Source organism: Mesorhizobium sp. M8A.F.Ca.ET.208.01.1.1 (assembly GCF_004791315.1).
In the GTDB taxonomy this organism is placed as follows: Bacteria; Pseudomonadota; Alphaproteobacteria; order Rhizobiales; family Rhizobiaceae; genus Mesorhizobium.
In genome coordinates this window covers 1-11,522 of record NZ_SRUT01000003.1, presented here as the reverse complement: position 1 = coordinate 11,522, position 11,522 = coordinate 1, and the positions used below count along the sequence as shown (strand labels likewise).

The 11,522-nt window shown below is 58.1% G+C and carries 11 protein-coding genes and 1 pseudogene; 3 read left to right on the top strand and 9 right to left on the bottom strand.

Going from position 1 to position 11,522, the window contains the following annotated elements:
- Positions 1-140 precede the first annotated feature (140 nt).
- The 6 genes and pseudogenes from EN851_RS37190 to EN851_RS16850 all read right to left on the bottom strand — a co-directional run.
- A pseudogene (locus EN851_RS37190) lies at positions 141-344 on the bottom strand (hypothetical protein); the annotation flags it as partial.
- Positions 345-424: 80 nt separating this feature from the next.
- The gene (locus EN851_RS16870) at positions 425-1,429 is read right to left on the bottom strand and encodes a nucleotidyltransferase family protein (RefSeq protein WP_135929622.1); all 1,005 of its coding nucleotides are present in this window, start codon (positions 1,427-1,429) and stop codon (positions 425-427) included.
- The gene (locus EN851_RS16865) at positions 1,426-2,631 is read right to left on the bottom strand and encodes a PqqD family protein (protein ID WP_245520758.1); all 1,206 of its coding nucleotides are present in this window, start codon (positions 2,629-2,631) and stop codon (positions 1,426-1,428) included. The genes EN851_RS16870 and EN851_RS16865 overlap by 4 nt, the downstream gene beginning before the upstream one ends.
- A 58-nt stretch (positions 2,632-2,689) precedes the next feature.
- Entirely contained in the window at positions 2,690-3,694 is a 1,005-nt protein-coding gene (locus EN851_RS16860; RefSeq protein WP_135929621.1) for a hypothetical protein, read from the bottom strand.
- An 8-nt stretch (positions 3,695-3,702) separates the two neighbouring features.
- Positions 3,703-4,536: a hypothetical protein gene (locus EN851_RS16855; RefSeq protein ID WP_189521870.1), complete on the bottom strand. Its 834-nt coding sequence runs from the start codon at positions 4,534-4,536 to the stop codon at positions 3,703-3,705.
- 47 nt (positions 4,537-4,583) lie between these two features.
- Complete coding sequence (locus EN851_RS16850; RefSeq protein WP_189521869.1) at positions 4,584-5,843, bottom strand: O-antigen ligase family protein; 1,260 nt, start codon at positions 5,841-5,843, stop codon at positions 4,584-4,586.
- 426 nt (positions 5,844-6,269) lie between these two features.
- Here EN851_RS16850 and EN851_RS16845 point away from each other — a divergent pair, with 426 nt between their 5' ends.
- Positions 6,270-6,518 (top strand): hypothetical protein, encoded by a 249-nt coding sequence (locus EN851_RS16845; RefSeq protein ID WP_127276356.1) that lies wholly within the window; start codon positions 6,270-6,272, stop codon positions 6,516-6,518.
- Between the two features lie 125 nt (positions 6,519-6,643).
- Here the strand turns inward: EN851_RS16845 and EN851_RS16840 are convergent, their stop codons facing one another.
- Entirely contained in the window at positions 6,644-7,324 is a 681-nt protein-coding gene (locus tag EN851_RS16840) for a sugar transferase (protein ID WP_245520757.1), read from the bottom strand.
- A 322-nt stretch (positions 7,325-7,646) separates the two neighbouring features.
- Here EN851_RS16840 and EN851_RS16835 point away from each other — a divergent pair, with 322 nt between their 5' ends.
- Positions 7,647-8,852: a hypothetical protein gene (locus EN851_RS16835; protein ID WP_135929619.1), complete on the top strand. Its 1,206-nt coding sequence runs from the start codon at positions 7,647-7,649 to the stop codon at positions 8,850-8,852.
- A 154-nt stretch (positions 8,853-9,006) separates the two neighbouring features.
- Here the strand turns inward: EN851_RS16835 and EN851_RS16830 are convergent, their stop codons facing one another.
- Positions 9,007-9,765, bottom strand: a complete 759-nt coding sequence (locus tag EN851_RS16830) for a response regulator transcription factor (protein WP_127873506.1) — start codon at positions 9,763-9,765, stop codon at positions 9,007-9,009.
- A 420-nt stretch (positions 9,766-10,185) separates the two neighbouring features.
- Positions 10,186-10,335 (bottom strand): hypothetical protein, encoded by a 150-nt coding sequence (locus tag EN851_RS36355; RefSeq protein ID WP_189343812.1) that lies wholly within the window; start codon positions 10,333-10,335, stop codon positions 10,186-10,188.
- 871 nt (positions 10,336-11,206) lie between these two features.
- Here EN851_RS36355 and EN851_RS16820 point away from each other — a divergent pair.
- The coding region (locus EN851_RS16820; protein WP_245520756.1) for a GTP-binding protein at positions 11,207-11,522 on the top strand (316 nt) is incomplete at its 3' end.

The window sequence follows — 11,522 nt, the reverse complement described above, 5'->3', positions numbered from 1 at the left end:
CGGCACTTTTGCGTGCCGCGAGCGGTCCGGGCTTTCAAATGACAGGCTGGAGCCCTATGTCCTCAAAACGCTGTTTTCAGCGACCATGATGGTCGAAGGGCTTACCCCTGGCCGGGAGGGCCGACGTGAATATGGTTCTTGTCCCCCCAGCCATTGCCCGGTTTTGATCCACCCGATTTGGCAATCGCCCTGGAGTTCAAGCTTGTGCCAAGCAAGAGCGTCACAGCCGGCGGAGTAACCGCCGCAAAACGCCCCGCCTTCTTGAGAAAGTCGCGGCGCGCTTGAGCCTCCGAGACCAGGGTCTCCTGGGTCCGTTCCGAGCGTTTTGTGCCTTCCGGTGACATGTCAAACCTCCCACAAACTTTCTCAAATTCACGGATTCATCTTATGCCTTCTGATCCAGTACACTAGTTCTCCAAAAGGCTTAGATTTTCGTGCGAGGGTCGAAGAGCGTACGAGCGATGCGCCGCAAGAGGTACGGCGGTCCACGTCGCGCCAAACCGTAGGCGCGTGAAAACCGCCATATGCCCCACGTCAAATTACCGGCCAGTCGCAGAGGGGCGCCAATGACGGGGTGTGTCGCCGTGAAGACGCGCCTCCAGTGCTGGAAACGGACGATCGGGCGTTTTGCACATTTTGCCGGGATTCGGGTTCCAAAGAAATGGTGCATGGCCAGGAGCTGGGTTTCGAGCGCATTGCGGGCGCTCCGGTCCGACATGGAACCCTGCAGTGACATCCAGTCCACGTCCTCGTTTTCCGCCAATCGAGCCAAGTCATGGAGGTGCCTGAGATCTATCCTTCCGCGCCAATAATCTCCCTCCTTGAGAAGGTCGTGTACCATCCAGTGCATGGCGCGAGACTGAACGGGAGGAATTTTCACCCGAAGGCCGTCTCGCTGGATGAGCTTGGGGGAGTGATAGCAGTCCGCTCGGGTAGACCGGAGCTCCAGCATTCCGGCGTCCTGCTGGCGGGCCATGCCTCGACCCCCCGCCACATCGACGTAGCCAAGCTCTTCAAGACAGTCTCTGGCGACCTTCTCTTGGCGTGGATTCACGGCTAGATCGAGGTCACTCGTCATCCTGCTGGGGACCAGGCCGGCCGGCGAAAGGAACAGGGGAACGGCCCCCTTGAGCAGGAGCGGAGAGATATCGCTGCGGTTGAGGGCGGCAACGGCTTCACCCAGTTGGGTACGCAACCGCAGATTCCGTTCCCGATTGCAGTCGTGAACGAACCGAAGGTACTCGCGCACGTCCTCTGGCAGCTGGTGGATTTGTCCGGCGCGCGCCAGGGACGAGAACAAATCGGGTGTAAGCAGAGTGCGATTTGCCAGAGCAATCACGGCCTGCCAGTCAGCCCTGTCCGTCGGAGTGCCGCGAAGTCCGGCGACCAACGCCTCAAGTGCGTTGCCCCTGTTGCTCCTGCTTATCATCGACACGCTTCCGAGATAAGGCGCACCGCATCATCAAGCCCCGAATAGGTCAGGCAATAGGTTTCCGTCGATCCGATGAGTTGGGTCAGCGCTTCGAACGCGGTGACACCCAGCTCTCCGCCGGGCGCAAGCGCGCCATTGAGAAGGCCGCGCAATGCGTGAGCTGGATCGATCGGCTCCAGGCTGGCTTTCGAGTCACGACCTCGACGGAGCAGGACCACACAGCCAATGGGCAGGGGAGCGGGAGGCAAGGGCACGAACGCCTTGGGCACGGCAAATCGTACACGCTTGCGGTCCGGGCGGCGACAGATCGGAACGGCATCAAGGCCGGGGCAGTATTTGGCCAGCAACGGCCATGCTCCCGCCTTGACCGCCGGGGCAAACGGAAGGCCAACGCCATGCCCCCTAGAGTCCAGCAGCGTCACATCATCGGCGACAAAGCCAAATCCTGCATGGACCAGTGCCAAGGTCAGCGTCGTCTTGCCCGCGCCCGGATTGCCACAAAGAAGGACGATGCGTTCATTTCTGAGAAGCGCAGCCGCGTGGAGGGCAAGTTCATAGGCGCCGTAATCCAGAACCTCGGTCAGCAATTGCCCCTTCAGCATGACGGGTAATTCGTCGAGGGAGCAGGACAAAATCCACTTGCCATCCCGCAGCAGATGGACTCTCCCTCCCTGCCCAACCACCTCGAGCAGTACGTCGGCAGTATCTCCTTTGACCTCAAGGTGGCGAAATACGGAAATCGCGGGAAAGGCGCAGGCTGCCGGATAGACGATGCGTATGTTGAGGCCCGCGACTGCGACCACCTGGCTCACAGGCTTTTGAGCTGACGAAGTAGACAACGGCGCGCAGGGCCGTATCAGGTTCAGCCGCTGCCAATCCTCGAGTGCAGCCTCGACATGCCTGTCTGCCTCAAGTCTATCAACGCCACTGCGCGCCATCTCGACCGAAATGGCGTGCGGTGGCATGCCTTCTTCCAGAGAGCGCCAGATGTCGGCAGCAGTATCGTTGACGGCGAAAATGGCGTTCTGGGAAGGGCTGAACAGGATATTTTGTCCCCTGACACGTACCAACCGCCCTAGGATCACAAACGTCGCAGAATTCCAATCGGCCGGGCCTGATGCCACCACAGTTCTGTCAATCGCGTCGTGCTGATTCATCGCCGTGACGGTCCAAGCTGTTGTTGCCAGCGGTGCATTCAATGGGCGAGCGCCAAATGCCTTCGCAGTTGGAGTAATCGTTGCCGAGCGCTGCGACTTCTCACAGCACTTCGTCAGAGAACCGGACCACGTCCTGATGCGCCGCGACCCATTGGGAACGGACCTTGTTCCAATAGCCGCGGGCGTCGGCGCCCGTCAGCAATCTGAAACCAGACGGTGGCAGTGGCAATGCGGAAGGGATCGGCTCGTCGGGCAGCCACAGCAGCACATTGTCGCGGCTTTCAATCGTCAGCCGCCATGTTCTTTCCAGGCGATGGAATCCACGCATGTTGGCCGCGGCCAATGCGAAAACCGATTCCGTGATCCTCAACCTGGGCGACTGATCGACAGCCTTGATCGGCGCCTGATGTGTGATTTCGCCCTTGGACAGAAAGGCATGCATGCGAATGAGGGATTTGTCGACCCGCACCGTTTGCCCCGTTCCGTCCCGTTCGTTTGACGCAGGGTCCAGGCTGATCCCCGAGAAACATCCGTCGAACAGGCAATCTTCAATGATGCCGCTGAGGAGATAGTCGTTCTCCACCGCATCATCCCTGATTTCGCTGAGCCAGCACCCTTTTAGCCGAAAACCGTCGGCGTGCTCGGCGAGGCGAATGCCATCCCAGCAGCGACGGGCACGCACCCCCTCAATTGTCGCATCGGTGGTTCCGTCCCTGACAAGCAGAGCCGCGCTGTTGCAGTAGGTGTCCCGCCAATCAGACGTTAGCGGTACCTGGCCGTCGAAGCGGCCGCCGACAAAGCGAACCCCTGGACAGTTGCGGATGACGACGGGATAGCGATTGACCGGCAACGGCCCCTCGTCGCAGCCCATCGCCGCGTTGGGATCGCGGTTTCTGCTGTTGGCAACTGTGAAGGAAGCATTTCGAGCGTTGATTGTTGCTCCCGGCTGCAGGTTCCGTATCGATTGCTGTTCGAAGCCATAGTCACCTGCCAGAACGAACTCCTTGCCTGCCGGCGTTTGTCCGCCTTGCGCTTGGCACGAGCCCGCCAACAGAGCGATTAGAGGATACAAGCCGGCGACGCCCATGAATGAACGGCGGTTCATTGTGGTGCTCATTGGCGTGCCGAACCGCTCAGCCGATGTCGTTCGAGGCAGGCCGGAAGCACCACCTCAAGAACCCTTTCGGCGACATCTTCGGGCGATGCCAACCTTTCCACGTCGACCGCCGCCAGCACGCCGACGTGATCCTCCGTTTCCATTCTTCGCTCAAGGTCGGCCAAAATCTGGCGGCAAGCACAATCCGCCGCCGACCAAAGATGACGGTCGCAGTCAGGAGATGCCCTTTGTATCCGCGAGGACCTATCGCCCCTTTTCAGAAGTCGACTTCGTGCTAGGCGAATCTCACCGCGCAGATGGACAAAAACCATGTCATGCACGCCAATGGCGAGCAGGATGTCAAACCACTTCTCCGAAGTTTCCCGGTGCTTACTCTTGAGCAATACGGACAGGAACCCCTGCAGAAGCCCCTGATCCATTATGATGATGGTATTCTTTCCTTGCCTCTCGGTCTGAATATAGGCAACCAAAACCGAAAGGTTCCAGATAACCCTGATTACATCGACAACCGATGATTGCCCGCTTTCGATGACAAAACGTGCAATTCGGGCGAGCAGCGAGCGAAACTGACGGTCCTTGAGCCTTGGGGTAACAATACCGATCCTGTGGATTTGGCGGTCGATGAACGCTCTTGTCCCCCACGCTAATTGCACATCGCCTGCCAGCGGGCCGCACCGTCGCAAGTCGTTCGCCAACAGGGTGGAGGCCGTGGTTTTTCCGATCCCAGGGAGACCAAAAAATTCCACGAATCGAATGTCTGTTTGAAGTGGGCGTGGTTCGACGCTTGGCGGCAAGCCTGCCGTCAGGTCACGGACTGTGTACGAAGCCATGGGGATCAGGGGATAAAAGTTGGTTTTCCGAAGATTGAAAAAACAGTTCAATATTGAAATAGCTGGGACCCTGGAACCGCGTACAATTTCGGACGCTCAGGGCCGGTCTGCAGTGATCGTTGGATGCCGCGGTAGAAGATGAGCAAAGCCAACGGCAGCCAGAAGAATGGCGCTGTCGATGGACCGAAGGAGTCGCTCATCTGGTTTGCGATGATATAGTTCCACAGGGAAACCGACGTTCCAAGCACCATCACATTCACTTCCGCCGCATGGTCGCCCCCCCTGTCATTGCCGAACAATGTGCAGAACACGACCCTGGAAAGATATGCCATGACCACGAGAACCAGCATCGACACCAACGCCAAGCCGGGCACTCCCAGTGTTCTAAAGAAGTCAATGAACAGATTATGGCTGTGGGGCGCGATATCTTCCACCCATTGCCCTGCCCCCACACCCGTGAACGGGTGCGACAGGCCGAGATCGATCGATATGGACCACAGTCGCTGCCGCGATACCACCGAATGCGCCTCGCCTCCGGAAAGTTGAATGGCCAGCAGGCCGTAAGCCCGTGGATTTAGGAACTGCAATGTCAGCAGGCTCGCTTCGAACAATATCGGAGCGGCAATGGTTCCCACGATTACTTTTAACGGATTCTGCTTTCTTCTGATTAAATATATACTGTATAGCGCAAAGAAAAGACCAAGGCCCACCACGCCGAGGACGAAGTTTGTCTTCGAACCCGATTTCACCAAACCCAGGAGCACCGCAGCGAGGCAGCCGATAAGGAGAAGTCGGTACCGGCGGGATGTGACCAGCTTCGCCGCGACAAGCGGCAGACCAGCCGACAACGCGATCCCGAGTTGGTTCGAGTGCTTGAAATAGCCTTCAGCCCGATCGGCGAATCTGGCATCGCCCAGCCCGATTGCGACAAGACAGGATGTTACGACAGTCATGATGACTATGGTCGTCACAACCCTGTCGATTGCCACGAGACCCTTCGGTCTCATGGAGATTGCCGCGACCGCTGGAATGATCGCGAAACCAAACACTTGTGAGAAAACCGCGCGCATCGTCCTCATCGGATTGTCTGCGTAGAGCATCGACAGTAGAGAGAGAACGATGATGACAGCAGATATCGTCAGCACCGCAGTCGTCAGGGCGGCCTCAATCCGATGGAGGCGTCTTGCTGTTTCCGCATAAGTACCGACACTTAGCAAAGCGCAGAACAGTGCCAGCAAGAAGGAAAGCGAGCCATCCGTTCCGGCAATCCGCGTGGCGCCAGGGAACCAGATGGACAGGATCAGCAAAAGGACAGATACCTGAAGCATAAGTAGAATGTCACACTAGAGGCATTATGCGGGGACTGCGCGCCGACGCAGGCTCGCGTCGATGAGCAACGTCCAGAGCCTTGTTGTCCTGAATAGCCGCACTGATAAACACAGGCTTGGCGTCCGGATCATAAATCATTGCATGCTGCCGCACGGCGGGTGAATTTCCGCATACCTATTTCCAAGCAGCGTAGGCTTGGCGGGTGGACAAGGAAATGAGCGAAAAGGGGGCATTCGGACAGGGTGCTCTACGCCTTTTGTGTAGCGCGGGGGAGTGTACGGCGATTTCCGCCCCTCGACCGCTCGTCGGCGAGGCGGCGCAGCCGGATTGAGTGTTGGTACCGATTCGCAGATGTGGGAGACTTGGAGATGGCACACTGAGTCTTCCACCCATAGGAGATCGCCGTGCTTTGGGGCCTTGTCGTCGTCGGTGTTATCGGCATTTTGCTGGGATTTCGTTTTCGAGCTGCCGCGCTCATCATCATGACCGCGGTGACAGTCGTGGGCGGCGTCGTTGCAGGCGGCATCGGCAGTGTATTTGACTGGCACCACCTCATCTCAATCCTGCTTCTCGTTGTTGTTCTACAGGGGGCCTACTTGCTCGGCCTCTTCCTGGGCGTAGTCTGGCGCCAAGGCATGTCACGTGAGCAGTAATGGTCTGCGGCTGCCATTTCGCCGCGGCCGACCGGCGCCGCACCTTTCGCCATTGCGGTCGCGGTAGCACGCTGCGGTTTTTAGGCAGAGCAATGCATCGGGCAAGATTTTGCGATGCGCATTAATCAAGACGCACGATCGAATTTCATCACGGCGCCCACAGTCTGGACGAGAATGACAACATCGGCCCATAGGGACCATTCCCGCACATATCGGCTGTCGATAGAGACACGACTGGGATAATCCATTGCGTCTCTGCCAGCCACCTGCCAAAGGCCAGTTAACCCAGGCCGGGTTTTTAGATAATCGATCGCAGAGGAGCCGTAACGTTGAAGTTCGTCGGGAACGACCGGACGAGGGCCGACGCAACTCATCTCGCCGCGCAGCACGTTGATGAGTTGAGGCAGCTCATCCAGGCTCGACTTCCTGAGAATGTGCCCCAGGAATGTGATCCGCGGGTCATTCTTGAATTTCCAATTCTGCTCCCACTCCTTGGCGGCTTCGGGATTGCTCGCGAGATAGTCTGCCAGAACCCGCTCCGAGTTGGCCACCATGGTCCTGAATTTGTAACAGGCGAAGCGCCTGCCGTTGAATCCGATCCGGGTGTGTGAGAACACCGCCGGTCCGCCGTCGGTCACCAATATCAAAAGGGCAACCGCCAGCATGACCGGAGCAGCAAGGAGAAGCGCGATCAATGCGACAGTGATGTCCACCATTCTTTTGCGCCGGCCTCCAAGCGGACGGAGGTTTTGGCCGATGTGGATACCAGCTCTGCGGCGCTTTATGTCGAATGCGCTGATTGTCATGGGATTTCACCAAGAAACGCTGTTGGTGTTGCTGCCCAACTTCACAGCGGCTTGTCATTCTTCGCAAGAGAAGCAAAGGAGGTAGCGGCGTACCCGGCGCCCGTTACTCCTAAGCCTGATCCACGCGTCGCTGGTGTAGTGTCTTTAAGCCTTCTGATCAAACGGCGTATCACCTAGCATCCGTTTGCTGCGGTAGCAGTTCGGGCAGGTTCGGCTGTATTGCCAGAGCCTGCATTGGACCTGGCGCAGCCGCCAAGAGATCGGAGTGCCAACCAGATCCAGGCAGTCATGCTCGTGGCGATAAAGGAACCACGTTTGCTAAATGCGCGAGGCCGCAAAGGCATCCGTCAAAAAACAATGCAGGAAATGCACGTGCATCGTGCCAAGACAAGATCCGGCAGGGCGGTTGATCCGCTTAAGGGACATTGCAGGCTTATTTGATAGTGGAGCGCGCAACCTAGTGCCCAGCTTGATGTCTTTACCACATGATTTTGCCGGAACGTCGTTTGCTCGTGGTGTTCTCGAGATCGACCCTGCCGAAATGCTTGCTATCGTGCGCAAGCAAATAGGCTTGCTTGATCTCGATCTCTCCGGCCTCACCGTGGTCGTTGGCGCCACGACGGGATATCAAGCTGTGACTGCCACAGCGGCGGCGCTCGCCAATGCCAGCCGTGTCGTTGCGCTCACGCGCACATCTTCCAGACATCCAAGCCTGGCGGCCATCGCAGATGCGACGTTGGCATTTGCCAAACACGCTAGGGTCTCCAAACGCGTTGAAGTGACGAACCGGATCGACAGCCGCAAATGGCAGGATGTCGACCTCGTCACGAACTGTCTGCAGGTCGCCCCGATTTCGAGATCGCTCATCGAACTCTTACCCTCGCATGCGGTTGTTTCGCTAATGGCTGAACCATGGGAGCTTCGTCCGGGCGTTGTGGACTTCAACGCCTGTGACGAGGCCGGCATCAAAGTCGCGGCTCCCAATCTGAGCCACCCAGCCATAAACCTGCTGCCGGAATTCGCGCGGTTGTGCTGCATCTTGCTCCGCGATGCCGGTGTCGATCACCGTGCCGCGAGGCTCGCCATCGTCTGTGACACGCCCTGTGCCCCGTCCCTCGAGCGTACGCTAAGCGAGGGTGGGGCGAGAGTAAGTGTTTTTTCGCACCCCATGCTCCTGACTGACGACGCATGGGATGTGATCGTGGTCGCGATGAGGCCAACTGACAAACCACCAATGGACATCAACTGCCTGGGCCGTATTGCCCGGAACTCTCACCAAGCGCTACTGGTGCAGTTCAGCGGCGGGGTCGATCGCTCAGCCGCCAGCTATTTCGGCCTCAGCATCTGGCCACCGAAGCGACCCACCCGTGGTCAGCTAGGCCTTCCCCTTGACGCACTCGGACCGGCTCCAATGGTCCGCAGACTGACGGGTGGGCTGAAGGCCGCCGAAGCCGCGTATCGTGGCGCGGAGCTAGCAGGGGACAGCGTTGGATTTCTCGTAACAGCGGCGTCCGCGACGGTTGGCTAAGAACGTGCCTCGACACACGCCGAGCCAGCCCGTTTCGCGAAACCGCTCGGACGAGGCCATCGACCTTAGATCAGAACGCCGAACCCCTGGTCCCGCCCTTAACGCACCTGTTATTGCCAGAGCCGGCCAGGCAAAGACCGATCCGAGGCAGCCTTCAAAGCAACATTTGTCTAAGCTTGTACGCTACCTCGGTGCGGTTGGTAGCCTTGAGCTTTTTCATGATATTTCGGATGTGGACTTTGACGGTGCTCTCGCACAGGTTGAGCTCGTAGGCAATTATCTTGTTCGCCTTGCCTGTCCTGAGCGCCTCCACAACCGCAGCTTCGCGTGTGGTGAACATGCCGGAGAGCGGACGGACACCGTTTGCGGTCGAGTGGATGATCTCTCGCAGCGCCAGCACGCAGCTGGCGGGTACAAAGATCCCTCCGGCACGAGCAAGACCAATGGCCTCGGCAGCGACCTTCACCGTCACGCTTGTGGGAATATAGCCTCGGGCGCCGCATTCGAGAGCCGCGAGAACCTCCCCTGGCTCATCGGAATCCACCACGACGATTACGGGTACGGTGCCAAACTCGGAAATTAAGTGCGCAAGTTCCGCCCGAACACTCTGGTCCGTGACCTTCCTGGCGCCAAGAATTACGAGGATCGCGGACGGCTCCTCGTCCCCGCCAATGTGCTGGATTTCGTCAAGCGATCCTACCGCGCTAACGCGCAAGGTGGGATTGTGTTCGATAAGGCCGCGCGCAAGGCATTCACGCTCAAGCGCTCGCTTGTCGACAATCATAACCAAGCCTTCGCTCGGACGTCCTTCGTCGAGATCGGACCTGCCAAGACCATTCGCGTCCGGCAGATGTCCATTGTGTAACGGTTTTGTTGCATCGTTCCAAAAATCGGAAATTTGGGGGTGTGCCATCGCTTTACCTACTCCTCTCCATCGCGCTGACTTGCTTTTCTCCTCTTTGGTTTGGCTCCCTAGCAAAGCATGTCAAAGGCGTGAACTAATACGCTCATCGTCTGTCAGGCTGACTAGATGTTGACCGAAGATTGGATTCAAGGAGTAGGACATACGCCGTCCCAACACACCGACGTATGGCTTCCGCGCCCTATGGAGGTAACCCAACCTGGAGTGCATAGTACGATGCTGTGGAAAAGGCGCATTAATCCTGGTTAACAATTTGGTAATTATATCTTAGGTGACTAATATATTCAAAGTTATGACAACCTGTAATTGCACATAATTTCCCCGCACTAATAAGACGAGTATGCAGCCCATTCCAGGCACAGTGGCTTTGTGCGATCCTTTGGAAGCCTTGGCCCCATGACGGCAATGGAATCAGATCGCCAAGATCGGCGCCGCTCCGTGTAAGATATCGTGCGCTTTTAGATTGCCATTGGCGAGAGTGGCCGATTTTGAGAGACCGTCAAGAATGGTCTGCAGATTGACAAGTTCTGCCTCGATCACCAGCGAGACCTGTCGTGCCATCTGCAAAGCGTCCCGTTCGAAGCGGGTTGCTGTTGCAGTGCATACTGGACGCGCAGATATGCCGCGAACAGCCAGACCGGAGCCGACCGACGAAGCACGCCCGTGTCCTCTTTTTTGGTTCCGCTAAAGCGTAGTGCAAGCCGCGAAACGACAAGCGTTAGCTATATTGAACCGAAGGTGCGCTGTCGCCGCCGCTACTCCTCCTCCCGCTGGGTCATAATCAGCACCAGCGCGGGTTCGACGTCGGTCGTCACCGGCTTATCGGCCATCGGCTGCCCCCCGAATTGTCGCTCTCGTACTTCGTTCGTATGCTTTGCGCGTATTCAGCATGAGCGCATATAGTCCCTCAGCCCCGGCGCCGTTTCTCACAAACAGCCCGTCGGTTAGGCCCGGTGTCCTAGCCCCATCCCAACAAAGGGGTGCCGGGCCGCTCCGTCAAAGCCCCTCGTTGCTAAAGGCCCGCCGCCCCATTTGCGAGGCGACGGACCTCGTCCCAGCCCACACTCTATCAATGCAATTGCGGTGCCAGGCGTACTGACCCGTAACGGGTCACATTTGGCCGAGCGGATGGGCTTTGATCATGATGATCCTGGCGCAGTGTCAGGCGAACCTGACCCATTGATTGGACCATTCCATGGAGGTGCCCCAATGCGGTATGATGATTCAGCAGTCTTCTTGTCTGATCTTCCGGAAGCGCAGATCGTGGGAAGACAGCGGCGAGGAGGAGGTTATGAAGAGCCAGTGATAGGGTTGGAGACGACCATGTCCATCAGGAACCAGATCGGATCGTTCGGCCTAGCACAGGCCCGCCTTTCGGATTGCATCGCGGCCGACTGCCGTGGATGAGGATCGCCGGACGCCAATCCCTGACTTGTCCTTTTCCACCGCGAGAAGCGTCCGCGACTATCTGGCCGCGCAGGAGAAGAAGTCGCTGCTGCGCTTCCTGACCTGCGGTTCGGTCGATGATGGTAAGTCGACGTTGATCGGTCGGCTGTTGTCCGACACCAAGCAGATTTTCGAGGACCAGCTCGCCGCGCTCGAACGCGATTCGCGAAAGCATGGCACGACGGGCGACGACATCGACTTCGCGCTGCTGGTTGATGGCCTCGAGGCCGAGCGCGAGCAAGGCATCACAATCGACGTCGCCTACCGCTTCTTCGCCACGCCGAAGCGCAAGTTCATCGTCG